At 58.3% G+C, this 22,541-nt stretch carries 20 protein-coding genes; 9 read left to right on the top strand and 11 right to left on the bottom strand.

Going from position 1 to position 22,541, the window contains the following annotated elements:
* The first annotated feature begins 100 nt into the window (after nucleotides 1–100).
* The 4 genes from PUQ42_RS01145 to PUQ42_RS01130 all read left to right on the top strand — a co-directional run bounded on the left by PUQ42_RS01145 (nucleotide 101) and on the right by PUQ42_RS01130 (nucleotide 4,710).
* Nucleotides 101–487 carry an HIT family protein gene (locus tag PUQ42_RS01145; protein WP_273370191.1) on the top strand — a complete coding sequence of 129 codons (387 nt, stop codon included), beginning with the start codon at nucleotides 101–103 and terminating at the stop codon, nucleotides 485–487.
* Between the two features lie 658 nt (nucleotides 488–1,145).
* Nucleotides 1,146–1,640 carry a helix-turn-helix transcriptional regulator gene (locus PUQ42_RS01140; RefSeq protein ID WP_122120668.1) on the top strand — a complete coding sequence of 165 codons (495 nt, stop codon included), beginning with the start codon at nucleotides 1,146–1,148 and terminating at the stop codon, nucleotides 1,638–1,640.
* 1,397 nt (nucleotides 1,641–3,037) lie between these two features.
* On the top strand, nucleotides 3,038–3,943 hold the full coding sequence (locus tag PUQ42_RS01135; RefSeq protein WP_273370186.1) for a metal ABC transporter solute-binding protein, Zn/Mn family: 906 nt from the start codon (nucleotides 3,038–3,040) through the stop codon (nucleotides 3,941–3,943).
* A complete protein-coding gene (locus PUQ42_RS01130) occupies nucleotides 3,940–4,710 on the top strand; it encodes a metal ABC transporter ATP-binding protein (RefSeq protein ID WP_087403999.1) in 771 nt (256 codons plus the stop codon). Before PUQ42_RS01135 ends, PUQ42_RS01130 begins: the two co-directional genes overlap by 4 nt.
* A 183-nt stretch (nucleotides 4,711–4,893) precedes the next feature.
* On the opposite strand, the gene PUQ42_RS01125 is transcribed toward PUQ42_RS01130, so the two are convergent.
* From PUQ42_RS01125 to argS, 3 genes are all read right to left on the bottom strand, one after another.
* On the bottom strand, nucleotides 4,894–5,181 hold the full coding sequence (locus PUQ42_RS01125) for a hypothetical protein (protein WP_087404000.1): 288 nt from the start codon (nucleotides 5,179–5,181) through the stop codon (nucleotides 4,894–4,896).
* A 457-nt stretch (nucleotides 5,182–5,638) separates the two neighbouring features.
* The gene (locus PUQ42_RS01120; RefSeq protein WP_273370184.1) at nucleotides 5,639–6,640 is read right to left on the bottom strand and encodes a hypothetical protein; all 1,002 of its coding nucleotides are present in this window, start codon (nucleotides 6,638–6,640) and stop codon (nucleotides 5,639–5,641) included.
* A 241-nt stretch (nucleotides 6,641–6,881) separates the two neighbouring features.
* Nucleotides 6,882–8,669 (bottom strand): arginine--tRNA ligase, encoded by a 1,788-nt coding sequence (gene argS / locus PUQ42_RS01115; protein ID WP_273370181.1) that lies wholly within the window; start codon nucleotides 8,667–8,669, stop codon nucleotides 6,882–6,884.
* A 127-nt stretch (nucleotides 8,670–8,796) separates the two neighbouring features.
* Between argS and PUQ42_RS01110 the strand changes: the two genes are divergently transcribed.
* On the top strand, nucleotides 8,797–10,083 hold the full coding sequence (locus PUQ42_RS01110) for a hemolysin family protein (protein ID WP_273370179.1): 1,287 nt from the start codon (nucleotides 8,797–8,799) through the stop codon (nucleotides 10,081–10,083).
* Complete coding sequence (gene dusB / locus PUQ42_RS01105; protein WP_273370178.1) at nucleotides 10,080–11,102, top strand: tRNA dihydrouridine synthase DusB; 1,023 nt, start codon at nucleotides 10,080–10,082, stop codon at nucleotides 11,100–11,102. Before PUQ42_RS01110 ends, dusB begins: the two co-directional genes overlap by 4 nt.
* Nucleotides 11,103–11,200: 98 nt before the next feature.
* Here the strand turns inward: dusB and PUQ42_RS01100 are convergent, their stop codons facing one another.
* The 3 genes from PUQ42_RS01100 to PUQ42_RS01090 all read right to left on the bottom strand — a co-directional run bounded on the left by PUQ42_RS01100 (nucleotide 11,201) and on the right by PUQ42_RS01090 (nucleotide 13,268).
* Nucleotides 11,201–11,695: a methylglyoxal synthase gene (locus PUQ42_RS01100; protein ID WP_087309220.1), complete on the bottom strand. Its 495-nt coding sequence runs from the start codon at nucleotides 11,693–11,695 to the stop codon at nucleotides 11,201–11,203.
* 140 nt (nucleotides 11,696–11,835) lie between these two features.
* Nucleotides 11,836–12,270 carry a DUF5606 family protein gene (locus PUQ42_RS01095; RefSeq protein ID WP_273370175.1) on the bottom strand — a complete coding sequence of 145 codons (435 nt, stop codon included), beginning with the start codon at nucleotides 12,268–12,270 and terminating at the stop codon, nucleotides 11,836–11,838.
* A 74-nt stretch (nucleotides 12,271–12,344) separates the two neighbouring features.
* A complete protein-coding gene (locus PUQ42_RS01090) occupies nucleotides 12,345–13,268 on the bottom strand; it encodes a mechanosensitive ion channel family protein (RefSeq protein WP_273370172.1) in 924 nt (307 codons plus the stop codon).
* Nucleotides 13,269–13,436: 168 nt separating this feature from the next.
* Here PUQ42_RS01090 and serB point away from each other — a divergent pair, with 168 nt between their 5' ends.
* The 3 genes from serB (at nucleotide 13,437) to PUQ42_RS01075 (ending at nucleotide 16,355) form a co-directional block, all read left to right on the top strand.
* Complete coding sequence (gene serB, locus PUQ42_RS01085; RefSeq protein WP_087404006.1) at nucleotides 13,437–14,660, top strand: phosphoserine phosphatase SerB; 1,224 nt, start codon at nucleotides 13,437–13,439, stop codon at nucleotides 14,658–14,660.
* An 83-nt stretch (nucleotides 14,661–14,743) separates the two neighbouring features.
* Entirely contained in the window at nucleotides 14,744–15,511 is a 768-nt protein-coding gene (locus PUQ42_RS01080) for a DUF5689 domain-containing protein (RefSeq protein WP_273370169.1), read from the top strand.
* A complete protein-coding gene (locus tag PUQ42_RS01075; protein ID WP_273370166.1) occupies nucleotides 15,489–16,355 on the top strand; it encodes a DUF5689 domain-containing protein in 867 nt (288 codons plus the stop codon). Before PUQ42_RS01080 ends, PUQ42_RS01075 begins: the two co-directional genes overlap by 23 nt.
* A gap of 253 nt (nucleotides 16,356–16,608) precedes the next feature.
* Here the strand turns inward: PUQ42_RS01075 and obgE are convergent, their stop codons facing one another.
* The 5 genes from obgE to leuC form a co-directional block, all read right to left on the bottom strand.
* Entirely contained in the window at nucleotides 16,609–17,622 is a 1,014-nt protein-coding gene (gene obgE, locus PUQ42_RS01070; RefSeq protein WP_273370163.1) for a GTPase ObgE, read from the bottom strand.
* 226 nt (nucleotides 17,623–17,848) lie between these two features.
* A complete protein-coding gene (gene leuB / locus PUQ42_RS01065) occupies nucleotides 17,849–18,910 on the bottom strand; it encodes a 3-isopropylmalate dehydrogenase (RefSeq protein ID WP_087309214.1) in 1,062 nt (353 codons plus the stop codon).
* On the bottom strand, nucleotides 18,879–20,453 hold the full coding sequence (locus tag PUQ42_RS01060; RefSeq protein ID WP_420534941.1) for an alpha-isopropylmalate synthase regulatory domain-containing protein: 1,575 nt from the start codon (nucleotides 20,451–20,453) through the stop codon (nucleotides 18,879–18,881). Before PUQ42_RS01060 ends, leuB begins: the two co-directional genes overlap by 32 nt.
* A complete protein-coding gene (gene leuD, locus PUQ42_RS01055) occupies nucleotides 20,450–21,049 on the bottom strand; it encodes a 3-isopropylmalate dehydratase small subunit (protein ID WP_087309213.1) in 600 nt (199 codons plus the stop codon). Before leuD ends, PUQ42_RS01060 begins: the two co-directional genes overlap by 4 nt.
* Before the next feature lie 108 nt (nucleotides 21,050–21,157).
* On the bottom strand, nucleotides 21,158–22,540 hold the full coding sequence (leuC, locus tag PUQ42_RS01050; RefSeq protein WP_273370159.1) for a 3-isopropylmalate dehydratase large subunit: 1,383 nt from the start codon (nucleotides 22,538–22,540) through the stop codon (nucleotides 21,158–21,160).
* Nucleotide 22,541: the final 1 nt, after the last annotated feature.

Genomic DNA, 22,541 nt, shown 5'->3' with positions numbered 1-22,541 from the left:
AGCGACCTCGTGGGGGCTGGCACGCCGTCGGATGACAAGCCAATGGCACCATTCTAGCCAACAGGGCGTTTTATAGGAGAAAACCATTAAATCGAAGCATATGGCAACAATTTTTTCACGCATCATCGCTGGGGAGATCCCCTCGTACAAAGTGGCCGAAGATGACCGCTATTACGCCTTTCTGGACATTAATCCGCTGGCTAAAGGACATACGCTCGTCGTTCCGAAGCAGGAGATAGACTATCTGTTCGATCTCGACGATGAGACGCTCGGCGGCATGATGGTGTTCGCCAAGAAGGTGGCCGCCAAAATCCGTCGCGAATTCCCCTGCAAAAAGGTCGCTGTAGTCGTCTTGGGCCTCGAAGTTCCCCATGCGCACATCCATCTGATCCCCATGCAGAGCGAAAATGATGTCGATTTCCACCGCGAAAAGCTCAAACTGACGCCAGAAGAGTTCCACGAAATCGCCGAAAAACTCGCCAAATAAAAGACTGTTAACAAATAGAAAAAACTCTGTAAATGAGTCGGGTAGCGTGTTGTAAACACTGCCCGGCTCATTTTTATTTAACATAATGTAGCGTAAAACAAGAGTTGTTAACTAAATTGATTTACGAGGATTCGGAATATGAAAAATTTACTTCAAAATTCATCGGAAAGGGCTGTAAATTTACATTTGTAAACCGACAAAAGCAGTCTGTTTTCCAAATGTAATTACACTTGTCAATTAACAAGCTGCGTTCAGGTTGTTAATTGTTATTTTTGTAAATAATAGGGGAGCAGGTGATAAATGACAAGGCAAGACCGCGGAACACTTGGTTAAAATATTAAATTGTGCACAGAATACACGTTGATAATCAATTGTTTACATGAAATATATAAAGTAAAATATAGCAGTAGAGAGGTTAATTGCAACTGGGTGCGCCATAAGAGATAACTCTATGAAAAAATCGCTAATAAATTGCGTATTATCAATATATAACAACTATTTACCTAAAGTAAAATAACAAATAAAAGCAGAGCTGATTTTTTACCATATTTTCAATTTTACTTTTGTAAACTCTATCAACACTTATTAACATTTTACAAATGTAGAAAATTCTTGTTTTACAAAAGAAAAGTGTTTATATTTGTAAAAAATTAAGCAGATGAAGGAGAAATTGCTCGAATTGTTGAATCGCGAAGGGTTGAGACCCAGTCAGCTCGCTGAAATCCTCGAAATCAATCCGGCAGGAATCTCCCACATTCTCGCCGGACGGAACAAACCCAGTTTCGAATTGCTCCAGAAAATCCTCCGGCGTTTCCCCAGAATCAATCCCGACTGGCTCCTGCTCGATTCAAACCAGATCTACCGATCCGAAATCCCCAATCCCGTTTCGGGAATTCCGACCGACAAAACCCAAGCGGAGAAAAACAATCTGGACAATACCTTGTTTGGAAATACGTCAAATGGCAGCAGCAAGTCGGGGACTCCCAAAATTACATCGCCTGGAAATACGGCCCTCCCCGAATCTGCAATCGGTGGTCATCCGGTCGCATCGAACATTCCGACGACCGGCAATCTCTCGAAAGCCGGTATAAAACGGATCGTCATCTTTTACGAGGATCAAACCTTCGAAACCTATACTCCGGCCAACCTCTAACACGGAAGCCGGTAAAGAAGAGCCGCAACGTCGTCGGAAAGGAAATCTGGTCCAACCGGAAGCACACGGGGTGTCATTCCGCGAAGGTGCGCGAGAATACGCTAAAACTGACCGCTCATACACACGTTCCCAAATACGGCACTCTCAGAGCGTATAATTAAGCGCTGTTTGTGCCATGGGTTGTTTGCGTACGTAAGTGAAGATACGGGCTTTGATGAGGCTGAGGTTGGACGACTCCGGATGACTTCGGATTCCCGGAAAAACGCACACTCTGAAAAACAGACTGGGGCTGGCCTCAATCAGCAGCCAGGTTGCGAATAAATCTGTGGATCGTTCGCGACTTTTTCTCAAATGGCAACAAATGCATGGCTTCCGTGACCGTCCATCCGTGACCGTCCATCCGAAGAGTCACCGGCATCCGAACTCGCACAATGTACATAGTCGAACGGTGGCTGGAAGCATCATTGCCTTTCGTCTCGATGGATGGGCATGAAACCTCCAGAAAATGCCAAAACGCACACAAAAAGTTGCGTCCCGTACCATCCACGCACGCCTCGTCGATGCCGCGCACGTAGGAGTCCGTGACAACATCGTAGCCGGTCGATCGACACGATATGTTGATCATCCGGTAGCCGGTGACGCGCATCCGGCGGATGATCCGCGAGCCATTGAGGGCCCTGTTGCAAAGGTATGAAATAATATTTATATTATGTTAAATTACAATAAGAGGAAACAGACTGTCTAACGATTAACACGAAATTTACGAGCTGGCTGGCCTCCGATCAGCGGTCAGGTTACGAACGGAGCGAATTATAATAATGCTAATCAGGACAATTACGAGGCTACTCAGCAACTAAGGAATCTGTGCCCGTAAATTCGTACAGACAAAATACGGTTCGGAACAAAAGAATCTGCGCCCGGTAAATCCACACAGACAAAATACGACAAATGACGAAATGCAGTCCGTAAGCTGACTTGTACCTTGCCCCTCAGAATGTGAAAAATCGACGAACTAAACGCGGCGAAACAAACTCTTCACAACATAAGTGATCGCAGTCGTATCCGGGTCATCGCTCGACCGATCTAAAAATCAGGAGTTTCGGCTCTCGCATATTGGCAGGAATCTTCAAGGAAGAACGTAAAAAACACGGTCGGACTTGAAACAATCAAATGTCCAGCCGGCTATCCGGATCGCAGGCCTGCAAACAAAGACGTAACCAAGCAGAGAAGGGAACTCCCCTACCCTCCAAAAAAGCAACTTTTGGATGCGATAATTACGGCAAAATGTACGGACGAAACCAATCCGAAAACCCCAGGCTGCACAATTCACTCCATTATTTATTACCTTTGCGGGAAGAAATTGAGTCGAAATTCCCGACTCCCCCGCGCTAAAAAGTATGAAACAAATTACAATCCTCCTGGCTGCACTCGCACTCTGCATGGCCTGCTCGACCCGGGAACCGGTTCAGAACAGAGCGTTCTGTGTATCCATTCTGCCCCTGAAAAGCATCGTCGAACAGATCGTCGGAGACGATTTCGAAATCCAGGTCATCGTCCCAAAAGGCGCCAGCCCCGAAACCTTCGAACCTACTCCCAGGCAATTCGTCGAAATAAACAAAGCCCGGATGATCTTCAGCGTAGGCCTGATCGACTTCGAAAACTCGCTGATCAACAAGATTCAGGACAAGGACAAGATCGTAAACCTCAGTCGGGGTATTCAACTCATCGAGGGGTCCTGTACTCACGTCACAAACCGTTCGGCAACCGATGCCGTGGCAAACGAGGGCTTGACTGCAAACCGCCCGGAGGAACACAGCCATGCGCATGGCGTCGATCCGCATATCTGGACATCGCCGAAAGCACTGGAAATCATGGCAAAAAATGCCTTCGACGCCATTCGGACTGCCTATCCGGATTCCATCAAGTATGAAGAAAACTACAAACGGCTGATCCAGAAAATCGAAAAGTCGGATGAGCGCGTCCGCGAAAAAATCAATCGCAGCGGACTCAAATACTTCATCATTTACCACCCGGCTCTCACCTATCTCGCCCGCGATTACGGAATCTGCCAGGTCGCCATCGAATCCGAAGGCAAGGAGCCTTCGGCCCGACGACTGGCCGGAATCATCCGCCAGGCCCGGCAGGACGGCATCAACAAGATATTCTATCAGAATCAGTTCCCGGAGTCGGTCGTCGAGGTCATCGCCCGTGACATGCAGGCCCGATACATCGAAATCGACCCCCTCGAGGAACAGGTCATCGAAAATATCGACCGAATCACCGACTTAATCACCCTGCCATGACCCTGGTCTCTCTACACGACGTTTCGGTCGCTTACGACGGCCATGAGGCGCTACAGCATGTCAACCTCGAAATATTCGACCGCGATTTCCTCGGGATCATCGGACCCAACGGCGGCGGTAAAACAACCCTCGTCAAGGCTATTCTGGGGGCTATACCCTACTCCGGAGTCATTCAATATGCTCCGGAACTCTTCCGGGGTCGCGAACGGCTGATCGGATACATGCCCCAGATCGCACACTTCGACCGCGCCTTCCCGATCTCCGTATTCGAGGTCGTTCTATCCGGGCTGCAAGGCCATCACGGATTCCGGTCGCGATACTCCCGGCAAGACAAACTGCGGGCCATGGAGCTGATCGCACAATCAGGACTCGAAAACGTGGCCCGCCACCCCATCGGCGAGATATCCGGCGGGCAGATGCAACGCGCCCTGCTTGCCCGCGCCATCATCTCCGAACCCCGCCTGCTGATCCTCGACGAACCCACGAACTTCGTCGACAACCGCTTCGAAAAGGAGCTCTACAATACGCTCCGAGAGCTGAACAGCCACATGGCCATCGTCATGGTCTCGCACGACATCGGAACCATCTCCAGCGTCGTCAAGCAGATCGTTTGCGTCAACCGACACGTACATCGGCACCACTCGAACATCCTTACTCCCGAACAACTGCACAATTACGACTGCCCGATTCAGCTGATCACCCACGGAACCATTCCGCACACCGTCCTGGAGCACCACCCCGGCGACTGCTGCTCCGACCACGAATAGGCCCGGCAGTCACCGTAATTCGACTATACCACTGGGAATCACCGTATTACGACTAAAGCCGGCATTGACGCTTCCAAGGTGGATGCAGCCCCTGCAAAACAAACAGGGAGGACATCCCAACGGATGCTCTCCCTGTCTTATCGTCGGCCGGCTCTGCTCCGGCATCCTCCGGCAATCGAACGGCTACTTGGCGCCGTTGATCGCGCTCAGTTTCTCGAACAACTTGCCAAATGAATCCTCCATCTCGGCCCGAAGCGCCGCGTAGTGCTTGCGGACCAACGAACGATTATGAGGCTCGGCCGGGTTCATCGCTTTGACGAACAGATCGTTGCGAACGGAAACTGCCTCCTGCATCACCTCGAAGATCTCCTTCTCCTTCGAAGGCTGAAAACAGATTGCCATGTCGCAGTCGAATACAACCTCCTCGAGGCGGTAGTCGATCTCCTTCTTCAGGACACGTAAATTTGCCATTGTATCTCGGTTTTAGAATTTTTGCTTCGACAAAGGTAGCAATTCCTTTCGGATTAACAAACCTTTTCCCCCGATTTGCTGTCTATTGCCCTACCCTACAGAAAACCAACCACAAAAGACCCGGCCTGTTCAGGTCGGGTCTCCATTCGGCTGTCAGTCGGTCGGAAAACAGGCTGGCCGGAATAACTCTCCGGGCTGAAAAGATATCGCAAGGCCCGCATCGAGGCTTCGAAGGGTCAGTCTCCAGGGGCCGAGGATCTGGAATCGGGATCCGGACCGGGAACGAGGGGCGGGAACGAGGACCGGGAATGAGGGGCGGGAACGAGGGGCGGGAACGAGGGGCGGGAACGAGGGGCGGGAACGAGGGGCGGGAACGAGGGGCGGGAACCGGGAAACAGAACCGGAATTCGGAAACCGAACGCCGGGAATCAGACTCCAAACGCAGAACTCCGAACCATCACATCTTCTCGAGCTCCTTATAGGTCTTGCCCGTGGCTCGGGCCGCCTTCTTGGCTGCCTTGGCCTCCTTCCTGGCAATCTTCTTCGCGGCCTTCTCCTGTGCCCGGGCAATCTTGGCCGCCTTACGTGCATCCCGTTTGGCCTGTCGTACGGCCGCCTTCGAATCCTTCTTTACGGCGTGTGTCTCCTCGCGAACCGCCTTGCGAACCTCCCCCTTGTCGGGCATCTCGACAATCACGCCGTTCACATCCTCCTCAACCACCACGTAATCCTGTGCCGGAGCTGCCGGTTTCGGCGCCGGAGCCGGCTTCTTGATCAGCGTACGCTCCTCCACAACCCGATCCGTCGCGTAGCCGATCATCACCTCAACACGCCGCATCGGTGGCAGAATCTCCTCGGCCAGGTAGTTCCAGACCGCCGGATTGCGCTTCAAGTCCTGCTCCTTCGCCATCGGCGGCTGCGTCCCGTCGACGATCCCGAGAACCATCGCGCGATCGGGAACCGACGACGAGGCTATCGCTGCGTGGGTCGTCTTCCAATCCTCGGCTACGGATTTCACCGTTACGTTATAATGCTTCGAAAAGTTATACTTGCCGTCAACGTACGCCTTGAAATCATTCGCCCGCTGAGCCGCCAGCTTCTCATTATAGGCCACACTGCCGTCCGGCGAGGCATAGCCCGTGATGATCACCTCGCAGACCCGACGCGTCGTGTCCTGCATCAATCCCTCCACGAAGCTGTTCAGCTCACTCAGCGCCTGGGCATTGCCCTTCAGGGCCGCATTGAGCTTCGCCACGCTGATCCGATAAAGAACCGAATAGTCCACATCCGACATGCTGCGGATCAGATAACGCCGAACCTGGTAGTCGCCCTCGACCCGATCCGACAACATCACGGTATCGGCGGCTGGAATCGTGGCCTTGACCGCCGTCTGCGCCGTCGCTCCGGCAGCGCCCATCATCGCAACCGACAGTGCGATGGTTGATACAATTGTTTTCACGTTTGTTGAGTGTTGGTTTACGAACACTCCCATTCACAAGTTTCGTACCACAAAACCCCTGGCATCGGTTGCCACGCCAAAGCCCGGACACAAAAAAACAGAGGTCCCGAAATTCGGAACCTCCGTTTCGTTCTCTCGTTACGGGGTTTGTCCGCAGGATGGAGACTGGATGCGGCTTATCCTCGAGACCCCTGTCCCAGTCGCCCCGGGGGGGGCACCCATCCCTGGCTACCCGCCACGACTACATGCGCTCCGGAACGTCGATGCCCAGCAGCGACATGCCCTTACGGATTACGCGGGCCACCTGTGCGGCCAGCGCCAGGCGCATCGACCGCGTGGCGGCATCCTCCTCCTTAAGGATCGAGTGGTCGTGGTAGTAGCCGTTGAACTGCTTGGCCAGGTCGTAGACGTAGGCCCCGATGAGCGACGGCGCAAAGTTCTCCCCGGCGGCCTTCACCGTGGCCGGGTACTCCGTCAGCATCTTCACCAGGTCGATCTCCTCCGGAAGCAGCGTCACCTCAGGGGCAATCTCACGCGATGCCTCTACCCCGCTCTCCGCTGCCTTGCGAAGCACCGAGCAGATCCGCGCGTGCGTATACTGGATGAACGGACCCGTATTGCCGTTGAAGTCAATCGACTCGCGCGGATCGAAGAGCATCGTCTTCTTCGGGTCAACCTTCAGGATGAAGTACTTCAGCGCCCCGAGGCCCACCATCGTCGAGACGGCATTGGCCTCCTCTTCCGTGCAGCCGTCCAGCTTGCCCAGCTCGGCCGACATCTCGCGCGCCGTCTTCACCATGTCGGCGATCAGGTCGTCGGCATCGACCACCGTGCCCTCGCGCGACTTCATCTTCCCCTCGGGAAGCTCCACCATGCCGTACGACAGGTGCGTGATGTGGTCGCTCCACTCGGCGTAGCCCAACTTCTTCAGCACCAGTTTCAGCACCTGGAAGTGGTAGTTCTGTTCGTTGCCCACCACGTAGATCATGTCGTCGAGCTTGTTGTCCTCGAAACGGCGGTAGGCCGTACCCAGATCCTGCGTCATGTAGACCGACGTGCCGTCGCCGCGAAGCAGCAGCTTCTCGTCCAGTCCGTCGTTGCGAAGATCGATCCACACCGAATTGTCCGGACGGCGGTAGAAGACCCCCTTCTTCAGACCCTCCTCAACAAGCGATTTGCCCAGAAGGTAGGTCTGAGACTCGTAGTAGACCTTGTCGAAATCGACGCCCAGCGCCTTGTACGTCACGTCAAAACCCGCGTAGACCCAGCTGTTCATCTTCTCCCACAGCGCGTAGACCTCCGGATCCTTCGCCTCCCACTTGCGCAGCATCTCCTGCGCCTCAAGCATGATCGGTGCGTGTTTCTTGGCATCCTCCTCGCTCTGCCCCTGCGCCATCAGCTCCTTGATCTGCGCCTTGTAGTGCTTGTCAAACTCGACGTAGTATTTGCCCACCAGGTGGTCGCCCTTCATGCCCGATGACTCGGGGGTCTCGCCTCCGCCGTAGAGCTTCCACGCCAGCATCGATTTGCAGATATGGATGCCGCGGTCGTTCACCAGGTTGGCCTTGATCACCGTGTGGCCGTTGGCCTTGAGAATCTGGGCCACCGAATAGCCCAGCAGATTGTTGCGGATATGGCCCAGGTGAAGCGGCTTGTTCGTATTGGGCGACGAGTACTCGATCATGATCGTCCGACCCGTCGACGGCGCCTCGCCGTAGTGCTCGTCCGAGGCAAGATCCGTAAAGCGACCCTTCCAGAACGACGCATCCAGCACCAGATTCAGGAAGCCCTTGATGACGTTACAGGAGCGGATCTCCGGCACGTTGGCCGTCATGTACTCGCCGATCTCCTGCGCCGTGGCCTCCGGCGATTTCCGGCTCCGGCGCAGCAGTGGAAACGTGACCAGCGTATAGTCGCCCTCGAACTCCCGCCGCGTCTTCTGAAGCTGCAGCTGCTCGTCGCCCAGCGGACCGTACAGCGCCTCGACCGACCGCCGAACCGCTTCCGTAAGATAACTTTCAATATTCATTTCTCTGTCCGATTTTGACCGCAAATTTAACGTTTTTCATCGAATTACCAATCCCTTCCGCCCCTTTCTTTTGGCTTTTCACCCGACTTCCATTATCTTTGCACATCGAATCACCCCTTATCCGATCATGGAAATCCTCATCATCGCCCTGCTGATCCTGCTCAACGGCATCTTCGCCATGTCCGAAATGGCCCTCGTCTCCGCCCGCAAGTCCAACCTCGAAATGCAGGCCCGGCAGGGCAGCCGGGGTGCCCGCAAGGCGTTGCGGCTGGCAAAGGATCCCGACCGTTTCCTCTCGACCGTACAGATCGGAATCACGCTGATCGGAATCCTCACGGGTATCTACTCCGGGGACACACTCGCCGCACGCTTCGGCGAACAGCTCGCACGCCTGGGGCTCTCGCTGCGTTCGGCAACGGCCATCGCGCAGGTCGTCATCGTCATCCTGGTCACCTATCTGACCATCATCTTCGGCGAACTCGTCCCCAAGCGTATCGGCATGAATGCCGCCGAAAAGGCCGCATCGATCCTCGCCCGACCCATGGGCGCGCTCTCCACGATCGCTTCGCCGTTCGTCTGGCTGCTCGCAAAAAGCACCGCCGCAGTAACCCGTCTGCTCGGGCTCCAGAAGGCCGAAAGCAAGGTCACCGAAGCCGAAATCCGATCGATCATCCAGGAGGGCGCCGAGGACGGCGAGGTCCAGGAGGTCGAACAGCAGATCGTCGGTCGCGTCTTCTCGCTCGGTGACCGGACCGTCGAGTCGATCATGACACATCGCAGCGAAATCGCCTGGATCGACGTGGCAATGTCCGTCGACGAGATCAACCGGATCGTCGCCGAAGCCCCCCACAACCGGTATCCCGTCGGTGACGGAAGCCTCGACAAGCTGCTCGGCGTGGTCTATCTCAAGGACCTCTTCCTCCACCTCAACGAGCCCGGTTTCGACATCCGCAAGATCCTGACCCCAGGCAAGTTCTTCCACGAAGAGTTCGAAGTCTACAACGCCCTCGAACAGCTCCGATCCGAACAACTCGGATACGGCATCATCTGCGACGAATTCGGCGTTACGCGCGGAATCATCACCCTGAAGGATATCTTCGAAGCCCTGGTCGGCGAACTGCCCGATCCGCGCGAGGAGCCCGACATCGTCCGCCGCGACGACGGCAGCTCGCTCATCGACGGGCAGTGCCCCTTCTACGACTTCCTGGCCGCATACGGAATCGAGGACGATATCCCGTCGAACGCATACAACACCCTCAGCGGCCTGATCCTCGATCTGCTCGGACACATCCCCTCGACCGGAGAAAAGGTCGAATGGCGGGGATTTACCTTCGAAATCGTCGACATGGACGGTGCCCGAATCGACAAGATCCTCGTCGTATACCACAAACCCACCACCGAAGAGGAAGCATGAAAATAGCTGATCTGGAACTCGGCGAACAGCCCCTGCTGCTCGCCCCCATGGAGGATGTCACCGACCCCTCGTTCCGATACATGTGCAAGCGCTTCGGCGCCGACGTCGTCTACACCGAGTTCATCTCCTCGGACGGACTGATCCGCGACGCCGCAAAATCGCTCAAAAAACTCGAAATCGACGACGCAGAACGTCCCGTCGGCATTCAGATTTACGGACATCTGATCGAACCCATGGTCGAGGCCGCACGTATGGCCGAAGCCGCCGGCCCCGACATCATCGACATCAATTTCGGCTGTCCGGTCAAGAAGATCGCCGGCCGAGGCGCCGGTTCGGGCATGATGCGAACGCCCGACCTGATGGTCGAAATGACCCGGCAGATCGTCCGCGCCGTCCACACCCCCGTCACCGTCAAAACCCGGCTGGGCTGGGACGACACCTCGAAAAACATCGAGGAGATCGCCCTCCGTCTGCAGGATGTCGGCATCGCCGCCCTGACCATTCACGGCCGGACCCGAGCCCAGATGTACCGCGGCGTGGCCGACTGGACCCTCATCGGAACCGTGAAGAACAACCCCCAAATCCACATCCCCATCATCGGAAACGGCGACGTCGATTCGGGCCCCAAAGCCAGGGAGATGTTCGACCGTTACGGCGTCGACGGCGTGATGATCGGCCGTGCCACCTACGGACGGCCCTGGATCTTCCGCGAAATCAAGCACTTTCTCGCGACGGGCGAGGTGATGCCCCAGCCGTCGGTCTCGGAACGTGTGGCCATCGCCAAGGAGCACCTGCACAAGTCGCTCGAAATCAAGGGCGATCATGTCGGTATTCTCGAAATGAGACGCCACCTGACCAACTACTTCAAGGGGCTGCCCGACTTCAAGTCGACACGGCTGAAGCTCGTCACCTCGCTCGACATCGACGAATTGTTCTCAACGCTCGACTACATCGCCGAGCGTTGGGGCGATTATGACCTCTCGGCGGCCGTGCCCGCTCCCCTCTCCCACGACCTCTGACGCCCCGGAGAAGAGGCTTAGGAGGTGCCGGAAGAAGGTCGGAAAAGCCGGCCTCCCCGCAGGAAGACCGGCTTCTGTCATTCGTCCGGAGCTGCGTCCTACAGCAGCACCCGCTCAATATAGGCCTTGTAGTCCTTGACCACCGGCGTGTAGTTCTCGTCCTCGAACAGCGGCGACGAAATCAAAAAATCCGCCGACGAACGGTTCACTGCCGTCGGAACGTTATACAGCGTCGCCAGCCGAAGCAGCGCCTTCACGTCCACATCGTGCGGCTGGGCCGACATCGGGTCCCAGAAGAAGATCAGGGCATGGATCTTGCCATCGGCAATCATCGAGCCCAACTGCTGATCGCCGCCCAGCGGGCCCGATTTCAACAGCGTGATCTCCAGTTCGGGGGTCTCGTTGCCCTCCGTCTGCTGCTCCAGATGGTGAGCTCGAGCCCGCAGCGTCCGCTCAACCATCTTGCCCGTAGTTCCCGTGCACACCAAGTGATGACGGCTCAGCTTCTCACTGTTCCAGTCCACCCACTCCGCCAGGTCACGCTTCATGTTGTCGTGCGCGACCAAAGCCAACACTTTCGGTTGCTTTTCCATATCCCTCTCTGTTTTTAGTAGCGGAACGGCTGACACCGCTCCGTCGGTCATTCTCTTCCTCGGCCGTTCTCTCTCCCGGTCATCCTCTTCCCCGGTCATTCTCTTCCCCGGTCATTCTCTCCCCCCCCCGGCGGCCGGCGCTACTTCGCGTCTGCCTCGCCGGCAGGCTCTTCGGCTGGCTCTTCGGCAGGCTTGAACTCCGTGAAGCCCGCCTGCAGCAGGATATTATACCACGAGAAGCACTTCTTGATGTCCGATACATGCACCCGATCACGGTCGTACTCCGGAAGAACCTCCGCAAAAGCCGCCTTCAACTGCTCGGGTGTCGATTTCGGGCTGATGGCCTCCTTGCCCCCCGTGTGTTCGTAGATGCGCGTAAAAACATCGGCCAAGGCAATGTCATCCCCTTCGGTAAACATCGATATGTCCGACAGCGCACTCACCCGTGCACTCGCCGAAGCATTCATCCGGTGGCCGTCCAGAAGCGACTCCACAATCACGCCTCGCGTCGACTGCGCCACGTATTTATACAATCCGGGTTGCCCCGTAATAGCCAGAATCTCTTTCAGTTCCATAATTTGTTTCTCTTATTGCTTGTTGGGTTCATAAATGATCGTTTCTCGCTCGCAACCGACCCAATGCCGGCCCGTCAATCCTGCTTCACGTGAACGTCCATCTGCGGGAACGGAAAGTTGATCCCCGCCTTCGGCAACTCCTTGTAGAAGCGTTCGTTATATTCGTAGAAGACAGTCCAGTAGTTGGCATTCACCGTCCACGCCCGGATCTTCAGATTCACCGAACTGTCGGCCAGTGCCTCGACAACGACGACCGGTGCCGGCTGCGGAAGAATCCGTTCGTCGGCGGCAAACATCGCCAGAATCGCCGCCCGGGCCACGTCTACGTCGTCGCCGTAGGAGATCCCTACCGTCCAGTCGACCCGTCGTTCGGGGGCTGTCGAATAGTTGTCGATGATGGCCGTGGCGATCGAGTTGTTCGGGATGTAGATCGTCTGGTTGTCGTTGGTCGTGATCACCGTCGAGAAGAGCTTGATCTCGCGCACCGTGCCCGACTCTCCCTGTGCCGAAATGTAATCGCCTACCCGGTAGGGCTTCATCAGCAGGATCATCACGCCGCCCGCAAAGTTCTGCGCCGTGCCGCTCAACGCCATACCGATGGCCAGCGTCGCGGCCGATGCCACCGCAATGAGCGACGTCACGTTGACGCCCAGCGTCGAAACCACGATCAGGATCAGCAGCAGCATGAAAACCGCACGCACCGAACTCCGCGTAAAGGCCCGAAGCGAAAGTTCCACCTTCCGATGCTCCATCGCCACGTCAATCAGCCGGACCAGACGCCGCATCAGCCAGCGCCCGATATAGTAGATCACCAGCGCGATGACGATCTTGATCACCACCCACAGCGTCTCCGACAACAGATTCTGAGCAACCTGACTGAAATCCAGATTCACCAGCCGGTTCACCGCCTCGGCAAAATTCGCCTTCTGCACACTGTCCGGTACAATGAGCGGAGCCGCCGGCTCCTCGGCCGCAACGGCCGCAAGTATTCTCCACATAGCTTTCTCCAGTTTTATCAACCTGTCGTCACCCGCAAAAATGCATCCACCTGTGCCTCTCTGCGCCGGACTCTCCTGTTTTATGTGCAAAAATAACCAAATTTTGCAGAACTTTATTAACTTTGTCTAGGCTTTTTGCCCCAATCACAAAATCCTACCCGTGACAGCATGCAGAACAACGTCGAAATCATCCAGATAAATATCTCCGGGGAAGACAAACCCGGAATGACCTCCTCGCTCACCGAAATCCTCGCCCGATACGATGCCTTCATCCTCGACATCGGTCAGGCGAACATCCACCAGTCGCTGACCCTCGGCATCCTGATCAAAACCTCCTCCGACAAGTCCGGGTTCATCATGAAGGAGCTCCTGTTCAAGGCCTCGGAGCTGGGCGTGATGATCCGATTCACCCCGATCTCCGAGGAAAAATACAACGACTGGGTCAGCCGCCAGGGCAAAAACCGATACATCATCACCCTCTTGGGACGGACCGTCACCGCTCGGCACATCGCCGAAGTGACGAAGGTCGTCGCCGAACACGGCCTGAACATCGACGCCATCAAGCGTCTGACCGGTCGCATGCCCCTCAAGGAGGACAACCGTGCCGCAAAATCCTGCATCGAACTCTCCGTGCGCGGATCGCTCACCGACGAGGAACGAAGCACCATGCACGAAGGATTCATGAACCTGTCCGAATTCGGCCTCGACGTCTCCTTCCAGAAGGACGACATCTACCGCCGCAGCCGTCGCCTGATCTGCTTCGACATGGACTCCACGCTCATCGAAACCGAAGTCATCGACGAACTCGCCGAACGCGCCGGCGTCGGTGACCAGGTCCGCGAAATCACAGCCAGCGCCATGCGCGGCGAAATCGACTTCTGCGAAAGCTTCACACGCCGCGTCGCCCTGCTCAAGGGCCTCGACGTCTCGGTCATGGAGGATATCGCCCGGAACCTCCCCATCACCGAAGGTCTCGAACGCATGATGACCGTCCTCAAACGCGTCGGTTACAAAACCGCCATCCTCTCCGGCGGTTTCACCTACTTCGGAAACTACCTCCGCCAGAAATACGGCTTCGACTACGTCTATGCCAACGAACTCGAAATCGAAAACGGCAAACTGACGGGCCGTTACGTCGGCGAGGTGGTCGACGGCCGGCGCAAGGCCGAACTCCTGAGGCTGCTCTGTCAGTTCGAGTCGATCAACATCGCCCAGTCCGTGGCCGTTGGCGACGGCGCAAACGACCTTCCGATGCTCAACCTCGCCGGCCTGGGAATCGCTTTCCATGCCAAACCGAAGGTCAAGGCCACGGCCCGCCAGTCGATCTCAACCATCGGCCTCGACGGAATCCTCTATTTCCTCGGCTTGAAAGACTCCCGAATCGAAGCATGACGCTTTGTCCCATCAACCGGTCGGACGGCACCGGCGGTCCGTCCGTTGCGGCCGCGCTTACGGCTCGATCCCGACTTGGACGGATGGCCCGACTATCGGTGCTGATCCTCCTCGGAGGCGGACTTCTCTGCGGCTGTTACGACTCCCGATTCGGATCCCCGGAGCGGGATGATACCGTTGAACCCGTCACATCCTCCATTGCCGAACTGAGAAAACGCTTCCTCGGAACCCCGTTCGTCGTGAACAGCGACATCTCCGTCAACGGCCGGGTCGTCTCGTCGGATCAGGCCGGGAACTTCTATCGCTCGATCTGCATCGAAAAGGAGCAGGCCGCTCTCGAAATCCTGACCGGCATCGATCAGTCGCACAACCTGTTCCCCGTGGGGTGCTCCGTGACACTCCGTCTGAAGGGACTCACCGTCGCCGAAAAGTTCGGGGTCCTGCAGGTCGGCGCCCAACCCCAGTCCGGAAGCGGATATGATGTCGATTACATCGGTTCGCTCCCCGCTCTGGAAAAGTGTCTCGTCCGCAACTCCGAGGAACTCGTCGATCCGCAGCCCGCCCGCTTGACCATCCCGGAGCTCGACCCCCTGCTATGCGGTACGCTCGTCAGAATCGACAACCTCCAATACACCCCCGAATCCGAAACGGAAAGCGGGTGGAGCGGATACCGAAAATTTGTCGACCCGGACGGCTGCGCCATCCACTCCTATGTCCGGGACTATGCCGACTTCGCCGACAGAGAGATCCCCGAAATGGTCATCTCGCTGATCGGAATCCTCCAGTACGACGACTCCGGCGAAGGTCGTTTCCTGATCAAACTCCGCGATGAGACCGATTGCCTGTTTTAGTCTGGGGGTACTGATGTGGGCCGGCAGTTGCGACAGGAGCTCCTCCTCCGAATTCAACGAAACTCCCCTCGAAACCGAAATCTCAATCGCCGGACTCAAGGCCCTGTGCGACTCGCAGGGAAGCACCACCATCTCCCGCGATGCCGCCATTTGCGGTAAAGTCGTGGCTAACGATCTTTACGACGAATTCTACCACGAAATCATCATCGAAGACGACAGCGGCGGCATCACAATCGCCATCAACGACAACAACCTCAACAAGACGTTCCCGTTCGGTGCATGGGTCGAGGTGCATTGCAACGGTCTGGTGCTGCATGACTACGGCGGAAAAATCGAACTCGGATCCGCACCCGACTCCTACGGAAACAGAGGTATTCCAAGCAGCGAAATCAATCGGTATATTCGCGTCAAAGAGTCCCAGGGCGAGTTGCCACGGGCCGTAAAGCTCTCGTTCGACGAGGTGCAGAGCCGCCATGTCGACACCCGCGTGCGTTTTGACGGAGTGCGATTCGCCGAGGCCGGAAACGCCTGGTGTGACACCGATCCCGAAACCGGAGAACTCGTGACGACCGAACGCGAAATCATCGATTCCAACGGAAACCGGTTTCGTGTCAGAACGTTGGGCAAATGTCACTATGCCGGCGAAGCGTTGCCCAACGGCCAAGGCTCCCTGTTCGGCGTGATCGACTATTTCAACGGTGAATTTTCCCTGCGGGTCACCTTTCATGAATTCGTCTTCCAGGCCAACGCTTTCCCGGAACGGGTCATCTCGGACGGTCCTCCGAACGGCCTTTCGCCGTCGTTGCAGGCGCCTGTCGGTCGTGAATACGACATCCGACCCTGACAAGCAGTCATACGATGGCTCCTCCGGGGTTGATCGCGCCCGGATCTGATTGTGTTTCGGAAATGATTATCCGCCGGGGATGATTGCGTGCCCGGTGTGAGATTGCGCGCTCCCGGTGTGAGAGATTGCGCGCTCCCGGTGTAAAATTACGCGCTCCCGGTGTAAGATTACGCTCCCGAAATGGAACTCCCGGAGTGAAATGAAACTCCCGGAATGAAATGGCGCGCGTCGGAAAAAACGAAAGACTCCGCAGCTAACGCTGCAGAGCCTCCCAAAGCATATCCTTCAGGGGCTGGATGTTGAGCCCCGTGACCGACGAAATAAAGACCGACGGAATTCCCTCGGGAAGATGTTCGCGCATCTGCCCGATCAGTTCGTCGTCGAGCATGTCGCACTTGGTGATGGCCAGCAGCCGCTCCTTGTCCAGCAGTTCGGGGTTGTACTGCGTCAGCTCGCCCAGCAGAATCTCGTAGTCGCGGCAGATGTCGTCGCTGTCGGCCGGAATCATGAACAGCAGCACCGAGTTGCGCTCGATATGGCGCAGGAAGCGCGTCCCGAGGCCCCGTCCCTCGTGGGCCCCCTCGATGATGCCCGGGATGTCGGCCATGACGAACGACTTGTGGTCGCGCACCTCGACGATCCCCAGGTTGGGCTCGAGCGTCGTGAAGGCGTAGTTGGCGATCTTGGGTTTGGCCGCCGATACGACCGACAGCAGCGTCGATTTCCCGGCATTCGGAAAGCCCACCAGCCCCACGTCGGCCAGCACCTTCAGTTCCAGCACGAAAGCCCCTTCGTCGCCCTCTTCGCCCGGCTGCGCATAGCGCGGCGTCTGGTTCGTGGCGCTCTTGAAGTGCCAGTTGCCCAAGCCGCCGCGGCCCCCCTTCAGCAGCACAAGACGTTCGCCGTCGGCCGTCACCTCCCCCACCGTCTCGAGGGTCGTCGTGCCGTCCTCCTGCTCCACCACACGCCGCGCTACCGTCCCCAGCGGAACCGGGATCACGATATCCTTGGCATCCTTGCCCGATGAGCGCGCTCCGGAGCCGTTTTCGCCATCCTCGGCAAACTGGTGGCGCTGGTATTTGAGGTGGATCAGCGTCCAGTACTGGCGGTCGCCCACCAGCACAATGCTTCCGCCCTTGCCGCCGTCGCCGCCGTCGGGGCCGCCGAAGGCCACGAACTTCTCCCGCCGGAAGTGGGCCGAGCCCGCTCCGCCGTGGCCCGATCGGGCAAATATCTTGACGTAATCCACAAAATTCGATCCTGCCATACGCTGTATTTATTAGGGGTATCCGGATAAATCCGCCTGCAAAGATAGTACAAAAAATGCAGACCGCGAAAACGGTCTGCACTTGAGCCTTTACAAAGGAAGAGATTCATGACCAGATCCGACCAGCAGGGACGGGTCCGGGAAGATCTGATCTGGAAGAGTCCAGCCCGAGAGGAGCTGCCCCCGGGGAGGATGGGCTCTCCTCCGGCATCATCGGTCCTCAGCCTCAGACGTGCGCCGCCACGTAGTCACCCACCTCCGAGGTCGAATAGCAACGCCCGCCCTCGCGGACCAGATCCTCGGTGACAACGCCTGCCTCAAGGGCCGTATTCACCGCCTCGCGAACGGCCGCACCCTCCGCCTCGAGCCCCAGGTGTTCGAGCAGCATCGCCGCCGAGAGAATCGTCGCCATCGGATTGGCGATGTTCCGCCCCGCAGCCTGCGGGTAGGAGCCGTGGATCGGTTCGAACAGAGCCACCTCGGCCCCGACGCTCGCCGAGGCCAGCATGCCGAGCGAGCCGCTGATGACACTCGCCTCGTCGGTCAGGATGTCCCCGAACATGTTCTCCGTCACGATCACGTCGAAGTGCGCCGGCTGTCGGATGAGCTGCATCGCCGCGTTGTCGACGAACATGTAGTCAACCTTCACCTCGGGGTACTCCTTCGACACCTGCTGCGCCCGCTCTCGCCACAGCCGCGACGTCTCCAGCACGTTGGCCTTGTCGACCACCGTCAGACGGCGCCGTCGCGACATCGCCAGCCGGAAAGCCACATGAAGTACGCGGTCAATCTCCTCAACCGTATAGCTGCATGTATCGAAGGCCCGGCGGCCATCCTCGTCACGACCCTGCGGACGTCCGAAATAGAGACCGCCCGTCAGTTCGCGCACGCAGATGAAGTCCGTCCCCCGCACCACCTCCGGCCGCAGCGGCGAACGGTCAACCAACGACTCGAAAAGCGTCACCGGACGCAGGTTGGCAAAAAGACCCAGCGACTTGCGCATGCGCAGCAAACCCTGTTCGGGACGCACCTTCGACGTCGGGTCGTTGTCGTACTTCGGGTCCCCGATGGCCCCGAACAGCACGGCATCCGACGTCTGACAGATGCGGTGGGTCTCCTCCGGGTAGGGATCCCCCGTGGCGTCGATCGCCGCGGCGCCAACCTGCGCCCGACGGTATGTGATCCGGTGACCGAAGCGCTCGGCCACCCGGTCCAGCACCTTCACCGCCTCCGAAATAATCTCCGGCCCGATTCCGTCACCGGGCAACAATGCGATCCTGATTTCCATGATTCGTTGGATTGGTTTCTATGATGTTCAACATTTTGATCGTCGCCTTGATCGCCGCTTCGGTCTGATCGGCATCCAGCCCGTGGGTCCGGAACGTGCGGCCGTCGGCCTCCCACGTGATGATCGTCTGCACGAAGGCATCCGTGCGGCCCCCCGGCGGAATCGACACCGCATAGTCCACCAGCATCGGGAAGCGCCGCCCCAGCTGCTCGCGGTAGATCTGGCGCAGGGCCCGCATGAAGGCGTCGTACTGTCCGTCGCCCGCCGATGTCTGCTCGTAGGGCTCGCCGTGGATCTCGATGCGCAGTGTCGCAACGGGGTGCAAACCCTGTGCCAGCGAAAGACTGTAGTTCAGAATCCGAACCGGTGCGTCCGTCTGGTCGTAACGCAGCACGTCGGCAATGATATACGGCAGGTCGTCCAGCGTCACCAGCTCCTTCTTGTCGCTCAGCTCCACGACCCGCTCGGTCACCTTGCGCATCGCCGCATCGTCCAGGTCGATGCCCAGCAGTTCGAGGTTCTTCAGGATGTTCGCCTTCCCGGAGGTCTTGCCCAGCGCATATTCGCGCACCCGGCCAAAGCGCTCGGGAAGCAATTCATTACAGTATAGGCCGTTCTTATTGTCGCCGTCAGCGTGAACCCCCGCGCATTGCGTGAAGACGCTCGCTCCGACAATCGGCCGGTTCGCCGGTATGCGGACGCCCGTATAGGACTCCACCGTGCGGCTCACGCGGTAGATCTTCCGCTCGACAATGTCGGTCCGGCACCCCAATCGGTCGTGGAGCACCGCCACGGTACTCGACAGCGGCGCATTGCCCGCCCGTTCGCCCAGTCCGTTGACCGTCACGTGAACCCCCCGGAAACCCGCCCGCACGGCCGCCGCCGTATTGGCCACGGCCAGATCGTAGTCGTTGTGGGCGTGAAAGTCGAAACGAAGGGTCGGATAGCGCGTCGTCATCTCCCGGCAGATGCGCTCCGTCGTCCACGGATCGAGGATCCCCAGCGTATCGGGGCACAGAAAACGTTCGACCGGAAGATCCGAAAGACCCTCCACCATCGAATAGACGTAATCCGGCGCGTGCTGCATGCCGTTCGACCAGTCCTCAAGATAGAGATTCACCCGCATGCCCCGATCCGCGGCCCGCAGAATCTCGGCCCGCACGTCGGCAAGGTGCTGCGCGGGCGTACGGCGAAGCTGCTCCTCGCAGTGGCGACGCGAACCCTTGGCCAGCAGATTCACCACGCGGCAGCCCGCCCGCCAAAGCCACTCGACAGAGATTCCTCCGTCGATGAAGCCCAGCGCCTCGATCCGGTCGAGATGGCCCCGCTTGCGCGCCCACTCCGTAATGGCCCGTACGGCCGCCTCCTCGCCGGGAGAGACCCGCGCCGAGGCGATTTCGATCCGGTTGACGCGAAGCTCCTCGAGCAGCAGACGCGCTATGGAGAGTTTCTCCCGCGCGTTGAACGACACACCCGAGGTCTGTTCGCCGTCACGAAGCGTCGTGTCGAGGATCTCCACCCCTGCGGGCATCGGCGTCGTCATCGGACCGCGTGTGTTTTTTCGTACGACTCGATCTGCGGAAGAATGCTCCGCAGGTAGTCCACATCGTCGTAGCCGTTCTGCAGGCACCGCTTCTTGTAGGCGTCGATCTCGAACGGCGTGCTCTCGCCGCTCGCCTCGATCGTGAAGCGCTGGTGGTCCAGATCGACCGTGAAGAGCGCCTGCGGATCACGCCGGATCGCCTCGAAGATCCGCTGCAGGAACGACTCCTCGACCCGAACCGGCAGCAGCCCGTTGTTCAGTGCATTGTTGCGGAAGATGTCCGCGAAAAAGCTCGACACCACCACCCGGAAACCGTAGTCGGCAAGCGCCCACGCGGCATGTTCGCGCGAACTCCCGCAGCCGAAGTTGCGCCCCGCCACGAGGATCTCTCCCCCGTAGCGCGGATCGTTGAGCGGAAAGGTCGCAACGGGAGCTCCAGAGGCGTCGTAACGCCAGTCGCGGAAGAGGTTATCGCCAAAGCCCTGGCGCTGGGTGGCCTTCAGAAAGCGGGCCGGGATGATCTGGTCGGTATCGATATTCTCCACCTCGACGGGTACCGCCCGCGAAGTGAGGGTTGTGAATTTGGGTATGGACATGGTTTTAACTGCATTTTGCATCCGGCATCGGGGCGGTCATGGAGATTCCGCCATGCGGGTTCCGTCATGCGGGTTCCGTCGTGCCGGAAAAGTTTCTGATTCTGCGTATCAAAGTTCCTCGCCGAAGAGTTCGCGCGGGTCCGTAATGCGGCCTGTAACCGCCGCGGCCGCCGCAACGGCTACTCCCGAGAGCAGCGTCCGGGCGCCGGGGCCCTGTCGCCCCTCGAAGTTGCGGTTCGAGGTCGAAACACTGTATTTCCCCGCCGGGATCTTGTCGGCATTCATCGCCAGGCAGGCTGAGCATCCCGGCTGCCGCAGCTCGAAGCCCGCCGCCGAAAGGATGCGGTCGAGCCCCTCGGCCCGCGCCTGCGCCTCGACGCCCTTCGAACCCGGAACAATCCAGGCCGTCACGCCGTCGGCCCGGTGACGCCCCCGGACCAGCTGCGCAAAGCGCCGAAGATCCTCGATCCGACCGTTCGTACAGCTCCCGACGAAGACGTAGTCGATCGGATGGCCCTGCAGGCGTTCACCCGCCCGGAAATCCATATAGTGCAGCGCCTTCGGGTCGGCATCCGCCGGGATCGTCCCGTCGACGGCCATTCCCATGCCCGGGTTGGTGCCGTAAGTGATCATCGGTGCAATGTCGGCCGCATCGAAGCGGTACTCCTTGTCGAAAACGGCGTCCGGATCGCTGTAAAGCTCTCGCCACCGTCCGACGGCCGCATCGAAGGCCGCTCCCTGCGGCGCCCGTTCACGCCCCCGGAGGTATTCGAAGGTCTTCTCGTCGGGGGCGATCATCCCGCCCCGCGCACCGCACTCGATGCTCATGTTGCAGACCGTCATGCGACCCTCCATCGAGAGCGAACGGATCGTCGAGCCGGCAAACTCGATGAAGTGGCCCGTGCCGCCCGAGGCCGTGATCCGCGAAATAATGTAGAGGATCACATCCTTGGCCTCGACACCCGGGCGCAGCGGTCCGTCGACCGTAATGCGCATCGTCCGGGGCTTGGTCTGCAGGATACACTGGCTCGCAAAGACCATCTCCACCTCCGACGTCCCAACACCGAAGGCTACGGCCCCCAGCGCTCCATGGGTCGAGGTGTGGCTGTCGCCGCAGACGATCGTCATCCCCGGCTGCGTGAAGCCCAGCTCCGGGCCGATGATGTGTACGATCCCCTGGCGCGGATTCCCCACACCGAAATGTTCGATGCCGTACCGTGCGCAGTTGGCCGCAAGGGTCTCCACCTGACGCCGCGACTCGGGGTCCTCGATCGGCAGGTGCTGGTTCACGGTCGGGATGTTGTGGTCGGCCGTCGCCGTGATCTGAGCCGGCCGCGCCACGCCGATTCCCCGGCGTTCGAGCCCCGCAAAGGCCACCGGCGAGGTCACCTCGTGGATATACTGGCGGTCGATATAGAGCACGCACCGCCCTCCGTCCTCGACACGCACCGTGTGCGCATCCCAGATCTTGTCCAAAAGTGTCCGTCCCATA

Source organism: Alistipes megaguti (assembly GCF_944320325.1).
In the GTDB taxonomy this organism is placed as follows: domain Bacteria; phylum Bacteroidota; class Bacteroidia; order Bacteroidales; family Rikenellaceae; genus Alistipes; species Alistipes megaguti.
The sequence above is the reverse complement of the archived record's forward strand: the minus strand, read 5'-3'. Positions and strand labels throughout refer to the sequence as shown.

Excerpts from the sequence above, each read along its gene's own strand:
- serB (WP_087404006.1), top strand. The coding sequence starts at position 13,437 with ATGCAGAACAACGTCGAAATCATCCAGATAAATATCTCCGGGGAAGAC.
- PUQ42_RS01140 (WP_122120668.1), top strand. The coding sequence starts at position 1,146 with ATGAAGGAGAAATTGCTCGAATTGTTGAATCGCGAAGGGTTGAGACCC.
- argS (WP_273370181.1), bottom strand. The coding sequence starts at position 8,669 with ATGAATATTGAAAGTTATCTTACGGAAGCGGTTCGGCGGTCGGTCGAG.
- PUQ42_RS01110 (WP_273370179.1), top strand. The coding sequence starts at position 8,797 with ATGGAAATCCTCATCATCGCCCTGCTGATCCTGCTCAACGGCATCTTC.
- PUQ42_RS01100 (WP_087309220.1), bottom strand. The coding sequence starts at position 11,695 with ATGGAAAAGCAACCGAAAGTGTTGGCTTTGGTCGCGCACGACAACATG.
- PUQ42_RS01075 (WP_273370166.1), top strand. The coding sequence starts at position 15,489 with ATGAGACCGATTGCCTGTTTTAGTCTGGGGGTACTGATGTGGGCCGGC.
- PUQ42_RS01135 (WP_273370186.1), top strand. The coding sequence starts at position 3,038 with ATGAAACAAATTACAATCCTCCTGGCTGCACTCGCACTCTGCATGGCC.
- PUQ42_RS01090 (WP_273370172.1), bottom strand. The coding sequence starts at position 13,268 with ATGTGGAGAATACTTGCGGCCGTTGCGGCCGAGGAGCCGGCGGCTCCG.
- PUQ42_RS01125 (WP_087404000.1), bottom strand. The coding sequence starts at position 5,181 with ATGGCAAATTTACGTGTCCTGAAGAAGGAGATCGACTACCGCCTCGAG.
- leuC (WP_273370159.1), bottom strand. The coding sequence starts at position 22,540 with ATGGGACGGACACTTTTGGACAAGATCTGGGATGCGCACACGGTGCGT.
- leuD (WP_087309213.1), bottom strand. The coding sequence starts at position 21,049 with ATGTCCATACCCAAATTCACAACCCTCACTTCGCGGGCGGTACCCGTC.
- leuB (WP_087309214.1), bottom strand. The coding sequence starts at position 18,910 with ATGGAAATCAGGATCGCATTGTTGCCCGGTGACGGAATCGGGCCGGAG.
- PUQ42_RS01080 (WP_273370169.1), top strand. The coding sequence starts at position 14,744 with ATGGCCCGACTATCGGTGCTGATCCTCCTCGGAGGCGGACTTCTCTGC.
- obgE (WP_273370163.1), bottom strand. The coding sequence starts at position 17,622 with ATGGCAGGATCGAATTTTGTGGATTACGTCAAGATATTTGCCCGATCG.
- PUQ42_RS01145 (WP_273370191.1), top strand. The coding sequence starts at position 101 with ATGGCAACAATTTTTTCACGCATCATCGCTGGGGAGATCCCCTCGTAC.
- PUQ42_RS01130 (WP_087403999.1), top strand. The coding sequence starts at position 3,940 with ATGACCCTGGTCTCTCTACACGACGTTTCGGTCGCTTACGACGGCCAT.
- PUQ42_RS01060 (WP_420534941.1), bottom strand. The coding sequence starts at position 20,453 with ATGACGACGCCGATGCCCGCAGGGGTGGAGATCCTCGACACGACGCTT.
- PUQ42_RS01095 (WP_273370175.1), bottom strand. The coding sequence starts at position 12,270 with ATGGAACTGAAAGAGATTCTGGCTATTACGGGGCAACCCGGATTGTAT.
- dusB (WP_273370178.1), top strand. The coding sequence starts at position 10,080 with ATGAAAATAGCTGATCTGGAACTCGGCGAACAGCCCCTGCTGCTCGCC.